The sequence below is a fragment of the Paenibacillus sp. FSL R7-0163 genome (assembly GCF_037969975.1).
GTDB lineage: Bacteria > Bacillota > Bacilli > Paenibacillales > Paenibacillaceae > Paenibacillus_AQ > Paenibacillus_AQ odorifer.
Map to the genome: position 1 here is coordinate 4,256,924 of NZ_CP150224.1, position 24,038 is coordinate 4,280,961.

Annotated in this window: 18 protein-coding genes and 1 other annotated feature; of the genes, 4 read left to right on the forward strand and 14 right to left on the reverse strand. The window is 45.9% G+C overall.

Going from position 1 to position 24,038, the window contains the following annotated elements; all coding sequences use genetic code 11:
- Positions 1 to 166 precede the first annotated feature (166 nt).
- From NST45_RS18975 to NST45_RS18990, 4 genes are all read right to left on the reverse strand, one after another.
- Entirely contained in the window at positions 167 to 1,387 is a 1,221-nt protein-coding gene (locus NST45_RS18975; RefSeq protein WP_036683526.1) for an aminotransferase class I/II-fold pyridoxal phosphate-dependent enzyme, read from the reverse strand.
- Between the two features lie 13 nt (positions 1,388 to 1,400).
- Positions 1,401 to 1,901: an Lrp/AsnC family transcriptional regulator gene (locus NST45_RS18980; RefSeq protein WP_036683529.1), complete on the reverse strand. Its 501-nt coding sequence runs from the start codon at positions 1,899 to 1,901 to the stop codon at positions 1,401 to 1,403.
- 259 nt (positions 1,902 to 2,160) lie between these two features.
- Positions 2,161 to 2,544, reverse strand: coding sequence for a spore coat protein (locus NST45_RS18985; RefSeq protein WP_036683532.1), 384 nt, complete (start codon positions 2,542 to 2,544; stop codon positions 2,161 to 2,163).
- 30 nt (positions 2,545 to 2,574) lie between these two features.
- Positions 2,575 to 2,808 carry a spore coat protein gene (locus tag NST45_RS18990; RefSeq protein WP_036683535.1) on the reverse strand — a complete coding sequence of 78 codons (234 nt, stop codon included), beginning with the start codon at positions 2,806 to 2,808 and terminating at the stop codon, positions 2,575 to 2,577.
- A gap of 175 nt (positions 2,809 to 2,983) precedes the next feature.
- Here NST45_RS18990 and NST45_RS18995 point away from each other — a divergent pair, with 175 nt between their 5' ends.
- Positions 2,984 to 4,234, forward strand: coding sequence for an FAD-dependent oxidoreductase (locus NST45_RS18995; RefSeq protein WP_339823507.1), 1,251 nt, complete (start codon positions 2,984 to 2,986; stop codon positions 4,232 to 4,234).
- 429 nt (positions 4,235 to 4,663) lie between these two features.
- Here NST45_RS18995 and NST45_RS19000 read toward each other — a convergent pair whose 3' ends face one another.
- The 3 genes from NST45_RS19000 to NST45_RS19010 all read right to left on the reverse strand — a co-directional run bounded on the left by NST45_RS19000 (position 4,664) and on the right by NST45_RS19010 (position 8,238).
- The gene (locus NST45_RS19000; protein ID WP_052096886.1) at positions 4,664 to 5,209 is read right to left on the reverse strand and encodes a hypothetical protein; all 546 of its coding nucleotides are present in this window, start codon (positions 5,207 to 5,209) and stop codon (positions 4,664 to 4,666) included.
- A gap of 211 nt (positions 5,210 to 5,420) precedes the next feature.
- Positions 5,421 to 5,840: a DUF350 domain-containing protein gene (locus tag NST45_RS19005; RefSeq protein ID WP_036683543.1), complete on the reverse strand. Its 420-nt coding sequence runs from the start codon at positions 5,838 to 5,840 to the stop codon at positions 5,421 to 5,423.
- 31 nt (positions 5,841 to 5,871) lie between these two features.
- On the reverse strand, positions 5,872 to 8,238 hold the full coding sequence (locus NST45_RS19010) for an endonuclease MutS2 (RefSeq protein ID WP_036683546.1): 2,367 nt from the start codon (positions 8,236 to 8,238) through the stop codon (positions 5,872 to 5,874).
- Positions 8,239 to 8,390: 152 nt separating this feature from the next.
- Between NST45_RS19010 and NST45_RS19015 the strand changes: the two genes are divergently transcribed.
- Positions 8,391 to 8,738 carry a phage holin family protein gene (locus NST45_RS19015; protein WP_036683548.1) on the forward strand — a complete coding sequence of 116 codons (348 nt, stop codon included), beginning with the start codon at positions 8,391 to 8,393 and terminating at the stop codon, positions 8,736 to 8,738.
- A 71-nt stretch (positions 8,739 to 8,809) separates the two neighbouring features.
- On the opposite strand, the gene NST45_RS19020 is transcribed toward NST45_RS19015, so the two are convergent.
- Complete coding sequence (locus NST45_RS19020) at positions 8,810 to 9,877, reverse strand: GGDEF domain-containing protein (RefSeq protein ID WP_038569534.1); 1,068 nt, start codon at positions 9,875 to 9,877, stop codon at positions 8,810 to 8,812.
- Positions 9,878 to 10,192: 315 nt separating this feature from the next.
- Between NST45_RS19020 and NST45_RS19025 the strand changes: the two genes are divergently transcribed.
- Positions 10,193 to 10,546 (forward strand): cupredoxin domain-containing protein, encoded by a 354-nt coding sequence (locus NST45_RS19025; protein WP_235219496.1) that lies wholly within the window; start codon positions 10,193 to 10,195, stop codon positions 10,544 to 10,546.
- A gap of 138 nt (positions 10,547 to 10,684) precedes the next feature.
- Here the strand turns inward: NST45_RS19025 and NST45_RS19030 are convergent, their stop codons facing one another.
- The 3 genes from NST45_RS19030 to pheS all read right to left on the reverse strand — a co-directional run bounded on the left by NST45_RS19030 (position 10,685) and on the right by pheS (position 16,635).
- A complete protein-coding gene (locus tag NST45_RS19030; protein WP_076224427.1) occupies positions 10,685 to 12,775 on the reverse strand; it encodes a hypothetical protein in 2,091 nt (696 codons plus the stop codon).
- Between the two features lie 199 nt (positions 12,776 to 12,974).
- Positions 12,975 to 15,419, reverse strand: a complete 2,445-nt coding sequence (gene pheT, locus NST45_RS19035) for a phenylalanine--tRNA ligase subunit beta (protein WP_036683558.1) — start codon at positions 15,417 to 15,419, stop codon at positions 12,975 to 12,977.
- 181 nt (positions 15,420 to 15,600) lie between these two features.
- The gene (gene pheS / locus NST45_RS19040) at positions 15,601 to 16,635 is read right to left on the reverse strand and encodes a phenylalanine--tRNA ligase subunit alpha (protein WP_036683561.1); all 1,035 of its coding nucleotides are present in this window, start codon (positions 16,633 to 16,635) and stop codon (positions 15,601 to 15,603) included.
- A gap of 60 nt (positions 16,636 to 16,695) precedes the next feature.
- Positions 16,696 to 16,981: a binding site (T-box leader), on the reverse strand.
- A gap of 589 nt (positions 16,982 to 17,570) precedes the next feature.
- Here pheS and NST45_RS19045 point away from each other — a divergent pair.
- The gene (locus NST45_RS19045) at positions 17,571 to 19,184 is read left to right on the forward strand and encodes a sensor domain-containing diguanylate cyclase (RefSeq protein ID WP_076104004.1); all 1,614 of its coding nucleotides are present in this window, start codon (positions 17,571 to 17,573) and stop codon (positions 19,182 to 19,184) included.
- 62 nt (positions 19,185 to 19,246) lie between these two features.
- On the opposite strand, the gene pulA is transcribed toward NST45_RS19045, so the two are convergent.
- From pulA to NST45_RS19060, 3 genes are all read right to left on the reverse strand, one after another.
- Positions 19,247 to 21,634 (reverse strand): type I pullulanase, encoded by a 2,388-nt coding sequence (pulA, locus tag NST45_RS19050; RefSeq protein ID WP_339823515.1) that lies wholly within the window; start codon positions 21,632 to 21,634, stop codon positions 19,247 to 19,249.
- Between the two features lie 379 nt (positions 21,635 to 22,013).
- Entirely contained in the window at positions 22,014 to 23,726 is a 1,713-nt protein-coding gene (ptsP, locus tag NST45_RS19055; RefSeq protein ID WP_036683566.1) for a phosphoenolpyruvate--protein phosphotransferase, read from the reverse strand.
- Positions 23,719 to 23,994 (reverse strand): HPr family phosphocarrier protein, encoded by a 276-nt coding sequence (locus NST45_RS19060; RefSeq protein WP_036683569.1) that lies wholly within the window; start codon positions 23,992 to 23,994, stop codon positions 23,719 to 23,721. Before NST45_RS19060 ends, ptsP begins: the two co-directional genes overlap by 8 nt.
- Positions 23,995 to 24,038: the final 44 nt, after the last annotated feature.

A 24,038-nucleotide genomic window follows, 5' to 3' on the forward strand; every position in this document is an offset into this window, starting at 1 on the left:
TATTGAGCGCGTGCTGCAAAATAGCATAAAAGTTAAATAAAGCAACTTCAAAGCAACGCTTAGTTCCAGAGTAAATGGATCCTTGTAAGTTCTATTATAGGGGCTAATTACTCTCAAAGTAAAATAATACCATAGGATTGTATGATCGGCTATAGTTCAATTTTCACTAATCCGTTCTCTCACGTGTAAGCTTTGTGACAAAAGCACCAATTCGTTCTACTGCTTCGTTCAGTTGAGATACTGATGTGGCGTAGGAACAGCGCAAGTAACCTTCTCCACCTAATCCAAAGACACTTCCAGGCACAGCCGCAACCTTGTATTCAAGCAAAAGCCGCTGAGCAAATTGATCAGAAGTCAGCCCTGTCTTGCGCACGCTTGGGAAAGCGTAGAAGGCGCCCTGCGGCTCATGGCACTCCAGCCCCGCATCGCGTAGGCCTTTGACGATCAACCTCCGCCGTTGATTATAGGAATCTACCATCCGGTCCTTCTCTTCCATACCATTGGTCAGCGCTTCAAGTGCAGCCACCTGTCCCATAGAAGGAGCACACATGACAGTGTACTGGTGAATCTTAAGCATTGCAGCGATAAGATCCGGGTGACCACAAGCATAACCCATCCGCCATCCGGTCATTGCAAAAGCTTTGGAGAAGCCGCTAACCAGAATCGTACGGTCTATCATGCCTGGTAAAGAGGCAAAGCTGACGTGATTAATGCCATAAGACAACTCTGCATAAATCTCATCTGAAATCACTATAAGATCATGTTTCTCTACTACCTTAGCAATCGGCTCCCAATCTTCTCGGGTCATTACACTTCCCGTAGGGTTACTTGGGTAACACAAAATCAGAACCTTGGAGCGCGGAGTGATTTTGGCTTCCAGGCTTTCCGCAGTAAGTTTAAAGTTATTCTCACCAACCGTTTCAATACCTACAGGTATCCCTCCACCAATCGCGGTAATCGGCGAGTAAGAGATATAACAAGGCTCCGGAATCAGAATTTCATCCCCCGGTGAAATCAGCGCACGTAGCGCCAAGTCGATGGCCTCACTTCCGCCAACGGTTGCAATAATTTGATTGGCAGGATCATATTCCACAGCAAAACGGCTGTGTAAGTAATTTGCGATCCCTTCCCGCAGTTCAGGCATCCCTGCATTGGATGTATACCCTGTAAACCCTCTTTCCAGCGAATAGACACAAGCCTCTCTGACATGCCAGGGGGTCTTAAAGTCAGGCTCTCCGACTCCCAGAGAGATGATATCCTTGCTACCTGCAGCCAGATCAAAAAACTTGCGGATACCCGAAGGTTGAATTTGCTGTACCAACGGGGCCAAATAAGAATCCATTGATTTGCTGTCTTCTCCAGTTAGCTGCGATTTATTCGTGATCATATGATTACTTCCTTTATGGAGAGATCATCAGACGGTTGTCTTCTTCATGCTCTTCGAAGATGATCCCGTCCTGTTTGTATTTTTTAAGGGTAAAATTCGTTTTGGTTGAAAGTACTGAATCGATTGGAGACAGCTTCTCAGATACGAAATTGGCCACTTCACGTAAATTCCGGCCTTCCACTTCCACCAGAAGATCATAAGCACCAGACATCAGATAAACTGATTTGACCTGTGGATACAGGTAGATTCGCTCGGCAATTCCTTCAAAACCACGCCCTCGTTCAGGCGTAATCTGCACCTCAATCAGTGCGGTTACCTTCTCATCGTCCACTTTATCCCAGTTTACAACGGCAGCATATTTTACAATGACATGATCTTTCTCCAACTGCTCAATCGCAGTCTTCACATCTTCTTCCTCCGCGCCAAGCAGCGTTGCCAAGAGTGCAGTAGATCTTCTCGCGTCTTCCTTAAGCAGTTCCAGCACTTTCCTCTTAAGCTCGTTCATTTCCTTCATGCCTTCCCTCCGGATAGTTCGCCAATGACGGTACGCTATAAATGCGTCGCCCCGCGAAAAGAGTTTAATACTAATATGACATGAAATGTGCATCTCTGCAAACAAAATAACCCTATAGGAGCTCCCATGAAAGGCTGAGTTTATATAGAGCATACTCACAAATATAGAAAAAACGCCCGTTCTACCGGATTTAACCAGTAAAAACGGGCGTTAGCTCCACACACTTGAAGCGATTTGCTTCATTCGCCAACCATCATGGTTACATTAAATGAGAAGGCTGATGTTGTCCGTTAGCCGGAATATGAGCATTCTGAGCGGATGCGCCAAATTGCCCTGTTTTTTGTTGAACGAATTGCCCTGTTTGCTGTTGCATTTGCTGTGCGGTTTGAAGCTGCTTGTCCACATCTTGGCGCAATGCTTTTGCAGGTGCAGGATACATATTCAATTGAGACATATGCGTGTATAAATCACCTTGGAGTTGCAGTGTGTCCATGGTCATAGTATTAAAAACCCTACGAACCGCTGGACATGCTGATTCTGTAGCAGCTGTAGCATATTCGCGTACGGTCCGCTTCAAATCACACAAAATGGTGTTTAGTAAATCCTCATCCGGCATAAATGCTCCAGTATTTTGCGCGTTCATTAAATAACCTCCTTAGAATTAATATTGCAATTATTGTGGGCTTGTTGGCGCGTATTGTTGATGTTGTTGGATTAACTGAGTGAGCTCAGTCATGTGCTTGGTGTGATTTTGCATATGCTGCATACAAATTTGACGAACCTGTTGATTCTGTGTTGTCGCAGCCGTTGCTGCACATTGCTTAAGAAGCAAGTCCTCATTGGAGATGGAGTCAGCGATATATTCCAATTCTTTACCACTTAGCGCTTGCATTTGCGTTGATTGCATTTGTTGTAGTCCCTCCTTGTAGTTGATTCAAACAGGCATTAGTATGCCGCTTAAGCGCGCTATTTATTTGCCGAAAAGCACTAGAGAGTTATGACAGAAATAAGAACACGCTGCGAATGAGACGATAAATTGCCGCCAATACTAATCACGGCACGAATGAAGGAGCGAACAATTCATGAATTTAAATAGTGGAAGCACACCTTGGTCTAGCACTTTACAGAACCCTCCGACTTACCCCACTCTAGAAGGTACTATTCATTGTGATTGTCTGGTTGTAGGCGCGGGAATGGGTGGAGCAATGGCTTCCTATCGTTTGTCCTTAAGTGGAGCGGATACTGTTCTGATTGAAAAAAAACGGGTCGGTAGCGGCAGCTCGCATGCTAACACAGGGCTCCTGCAAATTTCCAACGATAAATCATTAACCTCATGTATGAACACTTTTGGGCAAAAGAACGGTTTGCTCTTTTATCAGTTATGCCAAGCTGGGGTTAGGAACATTCTGGACCTGCCGGACAAGCTCGATATCGATCCACAGATCATTCCACGCAGCAGTCTTTTATATGCCAGCACATCAGAGGATGTACCTGCATTGCGGGAAGAATATGAGAATCTCGCAGCTAATGGTTTCGATTCTGAATTCTGGGAAGAGGAAAAGATTGCAGCTCTATACTCTTTTTCAAAACCAGCAGGACTTTATTCACGTGGGGATGCCGAAGCGAATCCTTATCGAACGGTGCACAGCTTAATCGCCAAGGCAGCGTCGAATGGTGTACGCGTCTTTGAACAGAGCGAAGCGAAACATTATGAGTTTACTAAGGATGGCGTGATTTGCCACACAGAAAATGGCCGGATTATTGCCAAGGATGTTATTTTTGCAATGGGTTATGAAACACAAGAGTTCAAAAAAGACCGGGGCGCTGAGCTGATCAACACGTATGCAGTGATGACCAAACCTTTAAAGGATCTTCCAAAATGGCATGAGCGTAGCCTGCTGTGGGAGACAGCCCGCCCTTATTTATATTTTCGGACAACTCCTGAAGGCAGGATTATTGCGGGAGGCAAGGATGAGCAGCTGACAGACCCCGAACGTCGTGAGGTCCGGATAATCTCTCAAGGTCAAAAATTGCTTGAGGAGCTTGAGGCCTTATTTCCAGAAATCAAAGGCATTGAGCTGGAGTACTCCTGGGGTGCTGTGTTCGGTTCTACTCGTGATGGACTCCCATATATCGGCCCCCATCCAAAGTTCCCTCACTGTTATTTCATCGAGGGCTACGGAGGCAATGGGACTGTGTACAGTATGATCGCTGCGGAGTTGTTAACGGATACGATTACCGGCAAACATCGGCCTGAGTTAGATTTATTCTCACTCACCCGGTCAGCCAAACCCTCTCCTTCTAAGAATTTGGACGTGATGAAACAAAGCTGATTAGCATAGAAAATAAAAAAGGGACTCTCCCACGTAGCCTCTCACGGCTTTTGGGACAATCCTGCTTTTAATTTTGCCTGCTTTAATCGTAAATCCATCATTCCATGGAGCTTGCGGACTCAGTTGACGTTATTTACATGTTTTTAGCCTTTAAAACAAGGTTTCGGACTCCAGTGATACTATCCTTGGAAAGAGGCCCATATTTAGGCGTTTTTCAGACCAATAGCTGCACTGGAGTCCGATAGCATTCCAAATATCGAATAATGTGGCGCTTAAGGTCGGCTGTGTCCGTTTGCGGGTTACTATGCGCATCCGTCAGTGATTACATATACGCACGCTTTCGACAACGGTCAAGTAAGGTCCAAAAAAAGGAGCACGCCCCAGCAGCTATAAGCTTATGGGACAGCCCCTTTTTTTATATGCTTAACCTTACGCCTGAGCGTTGCTCAAATTGCGTACGAGCTGAATACGATCTTCCTGTGCCAGACTGTGCTGAACATGGAAGCATGAAGGACACACGTAAACATTGAGTGAGAATGGAGCGGTTAATACCGATTTACCTAATGTTGCTGGAGCAGACGGCTCAAAGCTGCTCACAGGCTGCTTACCCGCAAGGATCGTAAGCTCATGGCATTGAGTACATTCCGGAGCCTCCTCCTGAATGGCTAGAATAGCTGAAACACTCTCTTCGTACTTGTTCAAATCATAATCATCGCCGAATTGATTAAGCGTATTATAAATTGGAACTACGCTGTCTTTATCAGGCTCTCCCCAAAGATCATCGTCATTAACAACCTCTTGTTTGGGTTCTTCTATGACTTCCTCTACTTCTTCTTCTTCGATGCCGTCAATCCCAACAGTGACCGTGCGGTATCCGCTAAGCTCATTGTTACAGTGAGGACAATTCTCCTCAGGTCCAAATTCCTCATCCCATACAATTTCAGTATGACACCAAGGGCATACAGTTGTTTCCATCTTTTTAATCTCCTTCATACTTTCACTTTTAAATTTAATTCATCATTAAATAAATAATACCGGCTGCTATAAAAGCAATCGCTGACAGAAACAGAACTCGGGTGAGAATCTTCATGATTTCCTCCTAAGATACCCCACAAAGAGTGGGACTGCTCATTTCAAAGCTTGTCCAGATCATAATCCTTTGCAGGGTGTCCTTATAAGGACGGATTTAAAAAATAGCCGCACCAATTACATAAGACAACGATACCGAGATCAGCATGGCAATAAGTCCAACAGCACGGTTATCCGCAGCGATCTCCTCGTCAATAGAGAATACAGGGGTCAGAAATTCAAATAAAAAATAGGCAAGCAGCAGCAGCAAAAAACCGACGACGGACCACTTCATTGTCTCATAAATTGAAACACCAGCTTCAATGCTGAAACGCAGTACGTTGCAAATCCCGAAGATTTTACCGCCTGTGGCCATTGCCACTGCCAGGTTTCCCTTACGTATTTCTTCCCAGCAATTATATTTCGTTACCATTTCAAAAAAAGACAGAAATACAACTAGCCCAAGAATCGCCACTGCGAAGTAGCCAAGCAAGGCACCTAGCGGATGACCCAGCAAAAGATCAATATCTTCTTGCACGCTTTCCCCTTCTTTCTGCCGGGAAATCCCGCTATTGCAGCTCAGCCACAGTTACGCCCGCGCCGCCTTCGTTATAATTCCCGAGCCGATAACTCTTCACATGCTTGTGCTTACGCAAATATTCCTGAATTCCTGTGCGCAGCACACCCGTTCCTTTACCATGAATGATGGCGATTTGGCCCAGATTACCTAAAAAGGCTTCATCGATAAAACGATCTGTCTCCATGATAGCTTCCTCCAGGTTAGTGCCGCGCAAATCCAGTTCACTGCGAATGTTCTCATCACGGGAACGTTTGACGGTTGTCGCATGGCGAAGGGCCGTTGGCGCAGCTGTTGCCTTCGAGGAGAGCAATTCCAAATCATCCAGCCTTACTTTCATCTTCATAATGCCAAACTGCACCAGCGCCTCTTTAGTACCGCTTAGCTCCACCACAAAGCCCTTTTGGTTCAAGCTGTCGACTTTCACTTCATCTCCAGGACCAATTGTCCGTGGGGCCTTGGCAGTCTTGCGGGTAGCAGCCTTCTTGCGCGGTGATGGCTCAGCTTCATCCAGACGTCGCCGCGCTTCAATCAGCTTATGCTCTTTAACTGAAGCTCCTTCTTCCATAGCCAAGCGGCGCAAATCACTGATAATTTCCTCAGCTTCCTTACGCGCTTTGTCCAGGATCGCGCTGGCGTCCTTCTCTGCCTTCTCGAGGCGTTTCTCGCGCTGGCTTTCCAGCTTCTCAAGCTCTTGCTGTTGTCTGCTGCGCAGCTCCTCCACTTCACGGCGGATGCCCTCGGCACGTTCATGCTCCTGTTCTGCTCCCAGCCGATTCTCTTCGAGAGAAGCAATCATATGCTCCACGCGCAGATCTTCTTCCTTCACTTCGCCGCGGGCATGCTCCAGAATCGCATGAGGCAGGCCTAGACGCTCAGCAATCGCAAAGGCGTTGCTTCGTCCCGGTACGCCGATCAACAAGCGATAGGTTGGGCTAAGGGTCTGGACATCAAATTCCATACTGGCATTGATGACTCCCTTACGCTCATAAGCGTAAGCTTTCAATTCGCTATAATGTGTTGTTGCGACCATCCGGCATTCGATCCGGTGAATATGCTCCAGAATGGCAATTGCCAGCGCAGAGCCTTCTGCCGGGTCGGTTCCAGCACCCACTTCATCAAGCAGAATGAGGCTCTTAGGAGTCATTCTACGCAGAATGGAGATAATATTAGTCATATGACTAGAGAAAGTACTCAGACTTTGCTCAATGCTCTGTTCATCGCCAATATCAGCATAAATGGCATCAAATACACACATCTGGCTGCCTTCCTCTGCTGGAATAAACAAGCCGGACATCGACATTAAGCTTAACAAGCCGATGGTTTTGAGGGTAACGGTCTTACCACCGGTATTCGGTCCGGTTACGATAATTGAGCTGTATTGATTGCCCAGCTCCACGTCCAAAGGAACCACATGCTCCGCTGGAATAAGCGGATGCCGCCCTTTGCGCAGCTTAAGATAACCGCGGTCATTCATGCGCGGCTGAGTAGCCTTCATATCACGAGCAAGACGCGCCTTGGAGAAGATGAAGTCCAGTTCTCCCAGAATATCAATATCGTAGGTCATTTCTTCCGCAATGTCGGCTACAAGTGCCGTCAGCCTGTGTAAAATGATCTCGATTTCCCGTTCCTCACGCAGCCGTGTTTCACGAAGTTTATTATTCATCGCCACAATAGACTCTGGCTCGATAAATAAAGTCGCTCCTGATCCAGACTGATCATGTACGATACCGCCGAAATGGGCACGGTACTCCGCTTTTACAGGAATAACAAACCGATCACCACGAATGGTTACCAGCTGATCCTGCAGCATTTTTGCTACAGAAGACGAACGAATCATCGAATCCAGCTTCTCACGAATTCTGGTCTCTCCTCCGCGCAATTCACGGCGAATGTTAGCCAGCTCAGAACTAGCTGTATCAAGTACATCAGCATTCTCGTCTATACATAAGCGGATGGCATCTTCCACATGTTTTTGCTCCGATAAAACGTCGCTCAGTGAGAACAGGAGCTCAATCTTTTCTTCCTCATGCATAGCTGCCAGGAAACGTTTGACTCTGCGTGCGCCGCCAATGGTATTTCCAACGGCCAGCAGCTCAGTTGTTCCCAGCATTCCGCCTATAGACGCACGTTTTAGTGCAGCTCGAATATCGCTTACCCCGCCGAACGAAGGAATACCCTTCAGGCGGTCCACATTAGCCGCTTCATCCGTGGCTTGAAGCAGCTTCTTCACGCCTTCGAAATCGCCGGAGGGTCTTAGCTGCTCAGCAGCCAATCTCCCCATGGGGGTTTGCGTATATTGCATTAATTTATTTAAAATCTTGCGATATTCAAGCGTATGCAAAATTTTGTCGTCCAATTACAGTCACAGCTCCCTTCATAGATGTTTCCATTATACAGAATTCAGGTCAATTTCGCTATTTGGGTCTTATTTTTAAGCATAGAATCACGTAATAAGGTCACAATAAGAACTGCACATATCCTTAGCATGGGCCAAAGGAGGTTAGTACAGTGAATTTCTTAAGTCATGTTGGTCGTTTTGTGGTCGCAGCGCTTGTTCTGATGGTTGTTGGCTGGATTGTTCCACAGTTCACGGTTGGTGGGTTCTGGAGCGCTCTAATCCTTGCACTGGTGATTGCGCTACTCGGCTGGGTAGTCGAAGGAATCTTCGGCAAAAAAGCAACGCCTTTCGGTCGCGGTATCGTCGGCTTTATTGTCAGTGCGGTAGTTATCTGGGTCGCTCAATTCGTAGTCAGCGGAGTCAGCGTATCCATTCTGGGTGCCATTTTAGCAGCTCTGGTCATTGGGATTATCGACTTGTTCCTGCCGGTATCCACTCCATTTGAGGCCGCTAAGTAACAAAAGCTCTTCACAACACAGAACCCCTTATTCCCGGTTCTTCTCCGGCAATAAGGGGTTCTGTGTTGTTTTTATGCAAAAGACACAATCTCCTCTTTATGACTTTCAGCACAGTTGACCACTCTGTTCTTGCCTTGCTTTTTAGCGGTATAAAGCGCCTTGTCTGTTTTACGGAAGAGAAGCTCTTTCCCATCCCCAAGCTGATAATCACAAATTCCAATGCTAACGGTGATCGGCTTGTTCCCAGCCTGCAAATGTTCAATTTGAGCAATATTTTTCCGTAATTTTTCTACTGCTTCATAGGACTCCGAGAAACTTTTATCTGTAAAAATCACAGCGAACTCTTCCCCGCCATACCTAGCCGCAAAATCATTTAATTCAATCATACCGCCTACCTTGTCCGCTATCACCTTAAGCACAAGGTCTCCAACCCTGTGTCCGTAGGTATCATTCACTTGCTTGAAGTTATCAATATCGAAAAGAGCCAGCTGCAGTTGAAGGTTGTTGCTTTCACATTGCTCCAATAATGAATCCAAATATTCATGAAAGGTTTTATGATTATAGAGTCCAGTAAGTGCGTCAATCTTCAGCAGCTTATCCGAAATAGCCCTCTCCACCATTAGATCTTGGCCCGCCTTCGTTAATCTCTCTAAATTTATACGCGCTTCACGAGCACGAATAATTACTGCAATAGCCATCAGCACAAATACCAAAAATACACACTCTACCATCAAGAATTCAAGCAGCGGTTTATGTAGGAATGGCCGTTCCAACCCAAAATATACCCCAGCATAAAACACAATACTAAATAACCCCATTATGTACAGGAGCTTACGATCAAAATAAATAAGAGCAACCATAATCGGCATCATAAGTGTCATCTGAGCACCGTCAACAAAAGGCTCTAATACAAAATACATAAGGTAGGACACTAAAAAACCACAGCTAACCACCCCATATTTAGGGGACTGTTTACTATAACGCAGCCACAGCTCCGCAGTAATCATAAGGACCACAATTAGTAAATTACAGGCTATAAATAAATGCCACAGGTTCGTGTCCATTGTTGTTTTTATTTGGAGTCGGTCAATATTCGACAAAAACAGCAACTGTGAGATTAATAAAAGAATGACTACCATCCAATAGCCTTTTAAGATTCTACGGTGCCAAACCTCCGTACTTAGCGCATCGTTAATACTTGTAATATGTATCCCCTACTTTTAGACGTTAATGTAATAGCTTTCATTATAATAAATTTTAGTTATATTTTCATCATTTTTTTGCAATTTACGACAAAGTTTGAACAGTCTGCCTGTTCACAGATTTTTCACATTTAATCAAAGCGCTTTCTTAAATTTTAAGTTATGATGTCTACATAATTGTCACATTTTCACTATGCTTGGACTTCTTGGGAGGGGATTTAGATCATTAAAAAATTTGCAATTCTACTTTCAATGGTGTTCGTTATAGCACTTACAGCCTGTGGGAACAGCAATGATAGTGCTGCTGGCAATGCTAACACATCGGAGCCGGAGATCGAGGCAGAAACAGAACTCATAATTACAGCTACGAATTACAGCTTTGATCAGGAAGAATATCATCTAAAAAAGGGTGTACCCGTCAAAATCATTTTTAAAAATGATGACGGCAATCACGGTATCCTTATTCCTGAGTTCGAGCTGCAGCTTAATGAAAAAAAATCCTCAAAGGTGATCGTACCAGAGGAAGCTGGAACTTTCGAAATGACCTGTTCCATTATGTGTGGCTCCGGACATAGCGGAATGAGAGCTACTATCATCGTGGAATAGATTACACATAAACAGCCGATTATTAGGGATTCTCCCTGATATCGGCTGTTTTTTTAATCTGAGCTCATTAATAAAGAGTGCTGACCCGAGATAGATCTCTCTACTCATCAGGTCAGCCCTCTTACTTGCATCCGGCATTCAACTGTCCTGCTCGATCAGTTGAATCCATTCATTATATTCATTTTGCAGCTTGCCATATTCCTCTTTAAGGTTACGATGCTCGTCCGTAAGCTTGTCAAGCTCTTCCTGACGCATTTCAAACTGGACCTGCAACAAACGAAGCTGTCCTTGAACCATTTCATAGCTTTCACCAACTTCACCTAACTGCTGAAGCACCTCGCTACGTTCACGATCAATAGCTTCCTGCTTCATCTCAGCCTCGCCGGCTTCCTGCTGCCAAATGTCGATCTCCTCGCGCAGCTTCGCTTCGAGATCCGTCCACTGCAGCTGCCGATCGGATAGCTCCTCGTACTTGTGCTTCCAAGAAGCTCCGTACGCCTCTGCTTCCTTCAGCACTTCCTGTTGCTCAGCAACAGTAGCAGCGGCTTCACGACTAGCTTCAGACAGCTCTTCTAAGCGTCGTGTTGCCTCTTCGCCTTCTTCCTGCAGCAGTTGATATCTTTCCTGCAGGCGTTCTCCTTCTTGCAGTACATCATCGTATTGAGCAATCAATTCCTCATAACGCACACGAAGCGCAGACAGCTCCTTCTGAACCTGCACACCTTGCTCCCGAAGTGCCGCTGTTTCGCGTTCTGCATCTGTACGAAGCTGAACCTCCTGATCCAGCTGCTGTACTAATCCATCGGCTTGCCCACGTAGCGTGTCGATCTCTTTCTGAAGCAACACGGATTTCTCCTCAGACTCCAGCAGATTCATTTCCAGTTCACCAATATCTTCCATACGTTTATCCGAAAGCTCCTGCCAGTTAGCCGCCTCTGCTGCTGATCCCGCAAGTTCTTCCTGAACACGGTGCAGATTCTCACTCGTCTCCTGTAGAGACGCTCTTAGCTCTGTCGCTTCATTCTGTGACTGTTGATAACGCTGGCGTAACTCTTCCAGCTCCTCATTCAACAGTGTGCCCAGCTCAGTAGCTGTGCGCAGCTCTTCACTGAGCTGTTCTTCACGTTTAACAATCGCTTCATATTGTCCAAGCAGCGTCTGTCTTGCATCTCGCTCACTCTTAAGACTGGCTTCAGCCGCCCGTAATCTGGACTGAAGTTGCCCGGTCCCACCACGAAGCTCCGCCAGCTGTTTCTCCAGCTCTTGAATGCTTTGCTTATGTCTATGCTCTTGAGTGCCTTGTGACTGCCGCAGTTCCTTATTCTTGGTTTGCTCCCGCTGCAGTGCTTCACGTTCTTCCGCCAGCTCTTTGCCCAACTTCGCTTTGGTACTCTCAAGCTCTTTACCTAAGGTCAACTTGGTATCCTCAAGCTCCTTACCCAGCGTCAATCTGGTATCTTCGAGTTCTTTACCTAATGTAGACTTGGTAACCTCAAGCTCTTCCTCCAGTGTTGACTTGGTCTCGGTCAGCTCAAGCTGCAGAGCAGACAGCGTGTCTGTCTTCTCCTTGGTCAGCGTCTCTCGGATGTTCTCCAGCTCTTGCAGATGAGCAGCCTTCTGCTCCTCCAGCTGCTGCAAGCGGATGGCTTCCGCCTTCGCCAGTTCCTGCCGCTGTTGTTCACGACTAGCTGCCCGCTCTTCTTCGTAGCTTGTCCGCAGTTCTTGCAGCTCTATCTCGCGCTCAAGCAATTCTTCTTCCAGCTTCTTGCGTGCAACTTCCACAGCTTGTACTGCCTCCTGAAGCTGCTCCGCATGTACCTTGCGTTCATTCTCCTGAATCTCCAAATGCCGCTTACGTTCTTCCTCAGCAGCAGCAATCAGTCGCCCAGCCTCTTCTTTGGCCGCAGCTTCAAGTCGCTCAATTTCTTCTTGCCGCTCCCGCTGTACCTCCAGCAGGCGAGATACTTCCAATCGCAGTTCACTGCGTTCACCTGTCATCATGTTTAGTTCATTTTTGAAGTCCTGAACCTGAATAGCCTGCTCCGCCATATGTACAGCTGCAAGCACCGCTATACGCGGTGTGTCCAGTCTGGTGTGTGATTTAGAAATCGTGCGCATATGTTCATCAACATAACGGGCCACTTGTTTCATATATTCAGTACTGCTTCCGACGAGTTTATAGGAAGTTCCGTATATCTCCACGGCGACACGTGTCCGGTCCATAGCCACAGTTGTGCCCTCCTTTGTATGTGTGCGGATTCTAAGCTAGTTTCACTTCTTCTATTGTAGCTTTTTTGGTAAGCATTTGGCAAAATCCCTAATATTCAATAGATTATGGCTGATATTCTCCGCTTTGCACTCTACCTAGAAAAAACCGCAGCGAATCTCAGTTTCTAAATGGATTCGCTGCGGCTTTACACAATTCCTGCTACTTTCTTAATTCTGCACCAAAAGTTTGTTGAAGAGATGCTAATACCTTCTCATGCACCTCTCCTACTTCTTCATCAGTCAATGTATGTTCACTATGACGATACAGCAGTGAGATCGCGATGCTCTTCTTTCCACTCTCCAGCTTACCGCCAGTGTACACGTCAAATACCTGTACGGACTGGAGCAAAGTACCTCCGTTATCACGGATGGAAGCCAGCAGATCGCCCGCTGGTACAGCGGAATCCACGACCACAGCAATATCCCGTTCCATTCCCGGGAAACGCGGAAGCTCATTATATTGCAAACGGCTTTGCGCACTTTCATATAACGGCTGCAATAAAATTTCTGCCGCATAAGTATCCACCAGATCCAGCTGTCTTTGCAGATCCGGATGAATCTGCCCCATCGTTCCGATCTTCACACGGCCCTCGTTCCCGAGTAAATATACCGATGCGGAACGCCCAGGATGAAATCCTTCTGGACTGTCTCCCACATAGACGATTTTATCAGTCAGCCCTAAATGAGCAAATACCGTTTCCAGCGCACCCTTCAAATCAAAGAAGTCCACAGGCTGTGCCGAAACATTCCATTGCTTCACTGTTAAGCTTCCGCTAAGCAACAGCCCCAGCACTGGCAGTTCGCGTGGTTGGCGAGTCAGCTGTTCTTCATCCGTGAAGAAGACGTTGCCGATTTCAAACAATGCCAAGTCGCTTTGACGACGATTGGTATTGTAGCTGGCAATATCCAATAGTTGCGGAAGAAGGCTGGTACGCAGTACGCTGCGTTCTTCACTCATCGGCATAGCCAGCTTCACCGCTACTGCTCCTTCTGATAACGCAGGGAACATTGTGCTTTGTTGCGGCTGGATGAAGGAGTAACCCATCACCTCTTGGTAACCGCCATGTGACAATAAGCGGCGCAGTTCACGACGGAGCGCTTGCTTGTGAGTTAGTGCTCCTGGCGTTGTAATTCCTTCAATTAGAGTCGTTGGAATATTGTCATATCCGTACAGGCGGGCAATTTCTTCAATAAGATCAACATCATAGCTGATATCGCCACGTCTGGTTGGGACTTGAACTTCAATCAGCCCTTGTGCGGTATCTCCGCATTTGAAGTGTAGACGGCCAAACAATGTCTTCACTTCCAGCAAGGACAAATCCGTTCCCAGATAACGATTCAGTTTCTCTAAGGACAAGGTGAGAACCTTCTCTTGAACAGCGTCAGTTCCTGCTTGCACGATGCCTTCATGGACCGATCCGCCAGCATAACGTGCAATCAGCACTGCTGCACGGTTCAATGCAGGAATAACTGCACTTGGATCCACTTCCTTCTCGAAACGAAGGGAGGCCTCAGAGCGAAGTCCCAATTGACGCGAGGTTTTACGAATCGTACCACCATCAAACTTAGCAGATTCCAGAACAAGGTTTACCGTCTCAGCAGTAACCTCTGTATCCCGTCCACCCATTACTCCGGCCAGACCTACAGCTTTAACTCCATCAGCGATAACGAGCATTTGCGGCTCTAGCTTACGCTCTTGACCGTCAAGTGTAACCAAAACTTCACCTTCATGGGCAAGACGAACGCCGAGTTCTCCACCTTGCACTTTATCTGCATCAAAAGCATGCAGCGGCTGTCCATATTCCAGCATCACGTAATTGGTAATGTCCACGATATTATTAATTGGACGAACCCCAGCAGCCATCAGACGATTCTGAATCCACAGCGGTGATGGTGCAGGTTTAACACCTGCAATATAACGAACTGCATAATGGCTGCAGTATTCTTCATCTTCAATCTTGACGGAAATGGAATCCGCAGCAGGACCACTGATCTCAATAATTTCGCTTTTTGGATCAGGCAATTTAACTTCTCGCCCAAGAATCGCACTTACTTCATAAGCAGCACCAATCATACTGAGGCAATCCGAACGGTTCGGAGTCAGATCGAATTCCAGAATCTCGTCATCTAAGCCGAGGACCTTGGAAATATCCTGACCAATCTCTGTCCCTTCAGGCAGCACAAGAATACCTTCTTGTTGCTCTTTTGGAAGCAATTTATCATTCAGTCCCAATTCTTTGGCCGAGCAGATCATCCCTTGCGATAGGACGCCGCGCAGCTTGGCTTTTTTGATATCCAGTCCTGGCAGCTTAGCACCGACCAGTGCTACAGGTACAGTTTGACCTGCAGCTACATTTTTTGCGCCGCAGACGATTTGTAGATCCTCATCTTGGCCCGCATCCACGATACATACGTTCAGCTTGTCGGCATCAGGATGTTTTTCCTTTGATTTCACATAGCCGGTTACGATGCCGGAAATGCCTTTATTGCGGCGCTCTACGCCGTCAATCTCAATGCCGGCAGCGGTAATCTTCTCCGCTAGCTGTTCGGCGGTTACTCCTTCAATCGATGTATAATCAGCCAACCATCCGGTTGATACTTTCATATCCGCTCACTTCCTTTATGTTTCAGATGTATTTATTTCACTGTCGTTCGTGCTGCTTCCTGTGGAAGAACGGATGAAGTGCACTCAATTTCAGCTACACACTATTAAGGACGGCCCTACAAGGAAATCAAATGCTCCAAAACCCATTCTCCAGCCACTATCAGCTAGCGCACCACAATAACTAAACGCCCTTGAACTGCTTCACAAAACTCATATCATTACTATAGAAATGACGGATGTCATCGATGCCGTATTTAAGCATTGCAATCCGCTCTACACCCATTCCGAAGGCGAAGCCGCTGTATTCAGCAGGATCATAGCCACCCATTTTCAGTACATTCGGGTGTACCATACCTGCGCCAAGGATTTCTAACCATCCACTTTGCTTGCATAGTCTGCAGCCATCGCCACCACATTTGAAGCAGCTTACGTCTACTTCAACACTTGGCTCCGTGAATGGGAAAAAGCTCGGACGAAGACGAATGCCTGTATTCGGTCCAAACATCTCCTGCACAAATTGTTGCAGGGTGCCCTTCAGATCACTCATTCGAATGTTACTTCCAATGACCAAACCTTCGATTTGGTGGAACTGGAAGGAATGCGTTGCATCATCATCATCACGGCGGAATACTTTACCCGGACAGATGATTTTAACAGGAGCTTCACCGTTCATAGCCTGCATAGTACGAATCTGTACTGGCGAGGTTTGAGTGCGCATTAGCAGGTCATCTGTTAAATAGAAAGAATCCTGCATATCACGTGCCGGGTGATTCTTAGGCAGATTTAGAGCTTCAAAGTTATAATAATCGGTCTCCACTTCCGGACCTTCAGCTACACGGTAGCCCATGCCGGTAAAAATATCCTCAATCTCCTGTACGACTCTGCTAAGCGGGTGAATGCCCCCTTGCTGTAAACGGCGACCCGGTAAGGTTACGTCTACTTTTTCAGCCTGCAGACGTTGCTGGGTTTCCTGCTCTTGAAAAGCCTCCTGCTTCGCGCCGATAATCTCCTCAATAGCACTGCGAACCTGATTCGCCACTTGCCCGATTACCGGACGCTCCTCAGCACTAAGTCCTCCCATACCGCGCAGAACCTCTGTAAGCTCACCTTTTTTACCGAGATACTTCACTCTTAAATCATTTAGTACCTGCGGATCCATAACCTCCTGCAGCTTAGCCAGCGCTTCAACCTTCAATGCTTCCAACTTCTCTTTCATGGCCGTGTACAGCCCCCTTCAATCATTGTCTAGTTCAACAAAAAAAGGCCTTTCCTCCCGGTAAGGGACGAAAAGACCGTGGTACCACCCTTGTTAGACAAGCTGATCTGTTCCCCTTAAGAGCTTCATTCCCTCTTTTGGCTGGACAGATACCTATCTCACTTTATACAGAAATAACGGTCTGTGACCGGTATCCCCTACCCTTCCCTATTAGACAGCTTAAGGAATTCAGGGAACTGCTCCGGAGTGAACTTCGACAGCTCTGCTTCTTAGAAACGCTCTCAATCCGCGGCGTCTCCTCCCTGTAAGTCAGGCACTGTGTACTCTTCTCCATCACTGCATTTCACAATTCATGCTAATTGTCAGGTATCTCTTTACTACAAGAGATATGTCTCTTTATTATATGCAAAATCTGTCGTTTTGACAAGCTGGATTGGCATCGGAGCGGGCAGGCGTGATTTTTGGAATGATGCCTGCTAACAAAGCCGCACGACTTCACCCCATTCACGCACTGCGTAACGAATAATGAATGATTAGCTTTCCTGTAGTCATTATGACTAAGGGCAGTTTTTTTCAGCAGCTGTAAGCCGTATCATTTATGATCGAGTGGGGTAATAGGATCCATCGGTTTGAATATAGATAATTCAATAGGCCCATACATTAAACTTTAAATTTTGTCTTTTGGATTATTATGAGTAAAGATTGCTCTATAAGCAGCACGTCCTATATACTTGATATACTAGAAACTACCATTTACTCACACGTACACTTTCCTATGTTTTCCCACTATGTATACAACACCTCTTTTATTCCCAAAAGCACCTTCAAACATCAGTGACTGAGTTAAATTACGCCTGACCATAGATTGACTTCTGCAGGTTCTACTTAAGCAGCAATAGATTTACTTAATCATCTTATACAGGGAGAAGATGACTGTGGCAGGGTTCTTCGAATTCAAGGTAACACGCAAACTATTCTATGTCTTCGCTGCAATCTCCGTCCTTCTGGTCGGGATCAGCGTGTCCTCGCTACTCTATTTAAATCACACTATTAATAGATTGTCAGATTCTCTTTATGATGATATATATCAGAACTCTAAGCTCATACTGAGCGCCGATCGTGATCTGCATCAAGCTGCTGTAGCCTTGCAAATCGCAATGGGTCCAAACCTAACAGCCGCGGAAGGTGAACAGTTCACTACGGAGTTTATAGATAATAATCTTCAAGCGCAGGAACGAATAAGTCTAGCAAGAGCAAATATCAACGCTATAAAAAAACCTTACAGTGATATGAAACAAAGTGGAATTATCCTTTCCGAATTAAAAAACGAGCTGCGCTCCTTTGAAACTACTATTGTCATGTGGAAAAATTCAGGGCATACGCTAATAACGGAACGGACGAAGAGTAGCTGGAATCCGGATTCATATTCTGCGCTCACCCTAAACTCGCAATTCAATGAAGCTAGAGCACATCTCGATCAAGCAGAGGACTTGATTGGCAACTACGCCTTGCAAGTAACGGACGGTTTTAAGGATAAAAAAAGCGCTTTGTTCTCCCTGTATTCGCTCCTCTTACTTGTGTTTCTCCTGGTCATTATTTACCTTGGACGCAAAATCATCTGGCTCCAGAATGAAATGCTGGAAGAACAAACACTTTATCAGCTAATCGGTGAAACCATGTCTGATTTCATTATTTTGACGGATCCTAACGGGTTGATTCTATACGCTTCCCCCTCACACTCCAGTATTCTAGGCTATGTGCCTAAAAAAGGAGATCCGTTATCCAACTACATACGTGAACCGGAGATTGCCTGGGCTAAATTAAAGAGCGTGGTTCAGGGAACCCCGCGCATTTCAGAACTGCGCATGCGCGGAGCAGAAGGCCAATGGGTATGGCTTGAAACTAAGGTGTCACCTGTTCTCGGCAGCCGTAAATTCCCAGCACAATTCATGCTGTTATCTCGAGAAATTACCCAGCGAAAACAATACGAAGAACGACTACATAAGCTAGCCTTCTATGATCATTTAACAGCGATTCCCAACAGGGCTCATTTCAAAATGTATATGGAGAACCTTATCACACAACCCGGAGAACGGAAGCAAAAAATTGCACTGGCCCTGCTGGATTGTGACAGATTCAAGCAGCTAAATGATACCTTAGGCCATCTGGCTGGAGACGAATTTCTTCAGCTGCTCTCCCGTGAACTTCAGCATACAGTCAAAGGAATAGGTCAGGCCTTCCGGATCGGCGGAGATGAATTCGCAGTTGTACTGCATCGATTCACTTCTCCAGAGATGCTTGATGAAACGCTGCAGCGGTTACTTAAACTGTTCAATAAGTCTTGGTCTGTTGATAACGGGTCCAGCTTCCACACCTCCGCGAGTATCGGAGTAGCTTTATTTCCTGAACATGGAAGCAGTATCAATGAACTGCTGCGTGCCGCCGATTTGGCGATGTACCGCTCCAAAGACCATGGTGGCAATAAAGCCAATCTTTACTATGAGCTTGTGGACGAAGAGTTTGCTGACCAGACCATTGTAAAACCATAAAACCAAATAAAAAGCTGTCTCAGGATACAATCAACCCTGAAACAGCTTTTTTTGTATTGCCACTAACTGCTTAACCGAAGATGATCCTCTGAAATCCCATCAATCTCCTGATCACGATCCCGGACTAAGACCTTGGTTAACTCTCCATTCGTAGAACAATCAATGAAGCGGTCTCCGTCTCCATCTTTTTCTTCCCAATCATTAAGCCGCAAAATATATCCGATGGATTGGGTATCTGGCAGCACTTCGATGCGGGCTACTGCACGCCCGTTCTCCATATATCGGAAATCGCATTGTCCATCCTGGATTCCTGTATCCCAAACCCAAAGATTCCAGCCTTGGTAATTCTGATCAGGGCGTTCATAGTGTATTTCGATGATTTTAGAGCGTGGGGCTGGCTCACCACATTCATCATAAAGGACCATCATCGACAACCCTTCCACTTCTACCTCATTGCCTTCGATTCTGCGGATGGCTTCTATCCCGGCACGGGTATGGTCTACTACTATACTCCACCCGTTAGAAATCTCAGGAAGAGCCACCGTCATTCGATCATTATTAGCATTGAAGATAACGGTTATATTGTTCCAAAGATCGCCTCCTGCATGGCCTCTAAGAAGATACGATACTATTCCGCCATCACATCGCAGAAATTCCAACGAACGTTCAATTTCCTGGCGGCCATGCAGACGAAATGCCGGATGTGTGCGCCGCAGCTCGATCAGGCCTTTATAATATTGAAATACGGGCTTAAATACGCTTTTCATATTCCAGCGGATCGAGTTGATCGCGTCACCGCTGCGGTAGCTGTTATGATCCCCAAATTTACTGCGCAGGAGCTCATCTCCAGCATGCAGGAAAGGTATCCCTTGCGATGTCAGAATAATTCCGTTAGCAAGCAAGGAACGACGTACAGTTTCATTACCGAGAATGTTCTCCGGATCTACATTCACGTATGGATTGGCAAGGGCCACTGCATCTTCCAGATCCTCGTTATCCATGTTGGCGATTACCGGAAAATCAGCTTTCTGGCTCCCCCCTTGAACGATAAGCAACTTATCCCATAAATTCAAATTATCATGGGCAGTTACATAGTTCACAGATTCCACAGGCGAGTCCGTAAACTCATGAATTGCTCCTTTAATTCCGGCTGCAATAGCACCTTCTTTGCCGTATTCGCCTGTCACGAACCCTCTTCCGAAGCCATCACTATCCCCTTTGATCGCTGAACGAAAGTTATCGTTGAAGACAGCATAACCCTTGCCCCGTTGTACACCTTTTAGCGTTTTAGTGGCCAGCGGAGAATCTCCACCCGTCCAAGGTTCACCGTAAAGCAACAGATTCGGATTCACTTCTAGACGGAGCTCTTCCGTAATCTCCCGCATGGTAACACTGTCCATCAGACCCATCAGATCAAACCGGAAACCATCGATATGATATTCCGCAGCCCAATAAGATAGGGAGTCTTTAATAAATTTTCGGACCATCGGACGTTCTGTAGCCAGCTCATTGCCAACCCCGGAGCCATTCGACAAACGTCCCATAAAATCGCGGCGATAGAAATAATCTGGGACAAGCGGCTCAAAAGGTCCATTCTCCACAGCATAAGTGTGGTTGTAAACGACATCCATAATTACCGCGATCCCGCGGCTGTGCAAGGCCTGCACCATCTCTTTAAATTCACGGATCCGCAAGCCAGGATTGGCAGGATCGGTGCTGTAAGATCCTTCAGGTACATTATAATGCTGGGGATCATACCCCCAATTGTATTCCACATTAGCTATGGAGGAACCCCGATTAACCACCTTCAGCTCATCCACGGTCTGAAAATCAAATACCGGCATCAGATGAACATGGGTAATCCCTAATTCAGCCAGATGATCAATCCCCACTGTATTTCCTGCCGGATCCTTTAATCCAAATTCGGTAAATGCTTTGAATTTACCCTTATAATACATACCAGAGCTCTCATGTGAGGAGAAATCACGAACATGCAGTTCATAAATCACTGCGTCGGCAGGATGCTGTAACGGAGGCGCTACATCCTGATCCCAATGTTCTGGATTCGTATCCTGCAAATTAACGATTGCCGATCTTAAACCATTAGCTGATACGGCTGTTGCATAAGGATCTACTGCTTCTGTCACATTACCATCTGCAAAAACAGCACGGTACATATAATATTTCCCTTTTAGATCACCTGATAACTTGGTCTGCCAGACTCCGCCATTACTACGCTGCATATATACAATTCGACCACTGTCCACAGCGCTCTTATGTGACTCACTATTCAGTTGATAACCACCTGTTTCGTACAGGACAAGGGACACAGCAAGAGCCGTAGGTGCCCAGACTTTAAAGACACTGTACTCCGTTGAATACGTCAAGCCTAAGTCCTTACCCTCATAGACTTCCATCATCAATTCTGCATTTATATAATTTTTACTCATGAATTAACACCATCCTATGGCTCCCCACCTAACCTGTAGGGTTGCTTATAAGTCCATATATTACCAATTCATTGCATATTAATACTTGCACAGCGCTGCAAGTCGGCAAATGGAGTATAAACTTTCTATGGATCCTTACTATTATATGTACGACATATTTATAGGTTTGGGTTCCTTATCGACTTTATGCTCATTACTAATACTATCGGTATAGACATCTGCGCAATAAAGAAAATAAACAGTGAACAGTAAATGAGGTCGAATTAAAGTAAATTATAGATTAAAAAACATAAAAAAGCCGACCTCCAGCCATCGGAAGTCGGCAATAGTAGTTGGAAAACAGTAGAACGCTAAAACGGATTAATGCATGCGTAAAAAGTTACTTAGCGATACTTTGAACAAGTGCAGCTACTTCTTCAGCCGTGCCAAGCTGCAAAGCTTTTGCAGCCAAATCCTTCATGTCGGCAGCCGACAATTTAGAAATTTGACTGCGCGCTGGCAGAATGGAAGTTGCACTCATGCTGAATTCGTCAAGACCAAGACCCAGTAGCAGCGGAATAGCTGTTGCGTCACCAGCCATTTCACCACACATCCCTGTCCATTTACCTTCTGCATGGGCTGCATCAATTACATTTTTGACCAAACGCAGGATGGCTGGATTGTAAGGCTGATACAGGTAAGATACCTGTTCATTCATACGGTCAGCAGCCATTGTATATTGAATAAGATCATTCGTACCGATACTGAAGAAATCAACTTCCTTAGCAAACTGGTCAGCCAGTACAGCAGTTGATGGAATCTCAACCATTATGCCGAGCTGAATGTTGTCTGATACTTCCTTACCTTCTTCCCGAAGCTTAGCTTTCTCTTCGAGCAAAAGATCACGCGCAGCACGGAATTCACCAAGCGTAGCTATCATAGGGAACATAATGCGAAGATCCCCGTGAACACTTGCTCTTAGTAATGCACGTAGTTGAGTACGGAAAATATCCTGACGATCCAAGCACAGACGGATCGCACGGAAACCAAGGAAAGGATTCATTTCCTTCGGAAGGTCCAGATAAGGCAGCTCTTTATCGCCACCGATATCCAGGGTACGTACGACTACCGGCTTACCCTTCATGTTCTCAAGTACAGTACGGTAGGCGTTATATTGGATTTCCTCAGAAGGCAGCTTATCGCGACCCATGTAAAGGAACTCAGTGCGGTACAGACCTACACCTTCGCCACCATTCTCAATTACACCATTCACATCATTTGGTGTACCAATATTGGCAGCTAGCTCAACATGTTTACCGTCTGCTGATACTGTTGGTTCGTCGCGAAGTTTCTTCCATTCTGCGATTTGCAAGTCGTAAGCTTCCTGCTTGCGAGTGTACTCTGCCACTTCAGCTTCGCTAGGATTGATCAGAACGTCCCCATTCAGACCATCGACAATCACCAAATCGCCAGAATTCACTTCGGACAGAACCGTTTTAGTTCCAACAACCGCTGGAATTTCCAAAGAACGTGCCATAATCGCAGAGTGGGAAGTCCGTCCACCAATGTTCGTTGTGAAGCCTTTAACGAACTTACGATTAAGCTGTGCTGTATCCGATGGTGTTAGATCTTGAGCAATCACGATTACTTCTTCACTGATTTCTGCAGGACTTACATAATGAATGCCCAGCAGGTGGTTCAGCAAGCGCTTGGTAACATCACGCATGTCAGCTGCACGTTCCTGCAGATAGGCACTCTTCATATTTTCAAACATCTCAATGAATTGCGTAGCCACTTCGTTTAGCGCATAGTCCGCGTTAACCGATTCCTCACGGATTTTATCAATTACAGGATTGATCAGCTCTGGGTCATCAAGAATAAGCAGATGTGATTCGAAAATCTCAGCCTTTTTCTCTCCCAGCTCTGCCAAAGTACGCTCTTTAATCGTTTGCAGCTCCACTCTTGATTTGGCGAGTGCATCATTCAACTTAGCGACTTCTGCTTCAGTATCACTGATACCTGTCTTCGTAATCGTATAATCCGGATGTTTCAGGATAAAAGCACGGGCTACTGCAATCCCTGCTGAAGCCGCGATTCCTGAAATCTTATTCATGGATTTCCCCTAGCCCTTCTTTAATCATTACTTCTTGAAGAGCGTTCAAAGCTTCTGCTTCTTCGCTTCCTTCGGTAATCAAAGACAAAGTATCTCCAGCTTCAAGACCCAATGACAATACGCCAAGAATGGATTTCAAAGTTACTTTTTTACCTTTAGCTTCTGCAAATGCTTCTGTACCTTTGAATTTTGTTGCTGTATTTACCAAGGCAGTTGCTGGACGTGCGTGAATTCCATCTTCATCGACAATTCTGAATGTTTTTTGCATAATATTATCCAACTCGCTTTCTGTTATTAGAGTATTTTAAATTT

Bases quoted from the DNA above. Each gene is read 5' to 3' on its own strand.
- NST45_RS18975 (WP_036683526.1), bottom strand. From the start codon at position 1,387: ATGATCACGAATAAATCGCAGCTAACTGGAGAAGACAGCAAATCAATG.
- NST45_RS18980 (WP_036683529.1), bottom strand. From the start codon at position 1,901: ATGAAGGAAATGAACGAGCTTAAGAGGAAAGTGCTGGAACTGCTTAAG.
- NST45_RS18985 (WP_036683532.1), bottom strand. From the start codon at position 2,544: ATGAACGCGCAAAATACTGGAGCATTTATGCCGGATGAGGATTTACTA.
- NST45_RS18990 (WP_036683535.1), bottom strand. From the start codon at position 2,808: ATGCAATCAACGCAAATGCAAGCGCTAAGTGGTAAAGAATTGGAATAT.
- NST45_RS18995 (WP_339823507.1), top strand. From the start codon at position 2,984: ATGAATTTAAATAGTGGAAGCACACCTTGGTCTAGCACTTTACAGAAC.
- NST45_RS19000 (WP_052096886.1), bottom strand. From the start codon at position 5,209: ATGGAAACAACTGTATGCCCTTGGTGTCATACTGAAATTGTATGGGAT.
- NST45_RS19020 (WP_038569534.1), bottom strand. From the start codon at position 9,877: ATGGTAGTCATTCTTTTATTAATCTCACAGTTGCTGTTTTTGTCGAAT.
- NST45_RS19025 (WP_235219496.1), top strand. From the start codon at position 10,193: ATGGTGTTCGTTATAGCACTTACAGCCTGTGGGAACAGCAATGATAGT.
- pheT (WP_036683558.1), bottom strand. From the start codon at position 15,419: ATGAAAGTATCAACCGGATGGTTGGCTGATTATACATCGATTGAAGGA.
- pheS (WP_036683561.1), bottom strand. From the start codon at position 16,635: ATGAAAGAGAAGTTGGAAGCATTGAAGGTTGAAGCGCTGGCTAAGCTG.
- pulA (WP_339823515.1), bottom strand. From the start codon at position 21,634: ATGAGTAAAAATTATATAAATGCAGAATTGATGATGGAAGTCTATGAG.
- ptsP (WP_036683566.1), bottom strand. From the start codon at position 23,726: ATGAATAAGATTTCAGGAATCGCGGCTTCAGCAGGGATTGCAGTAGCC.
- NST45_RS19060 (WP_036683569.1), bottom strand. From the start codon at position 23,994: ATGCAAAAAACATTCAGAATTGTCGATGAAGATGGAATTCACGCACGT.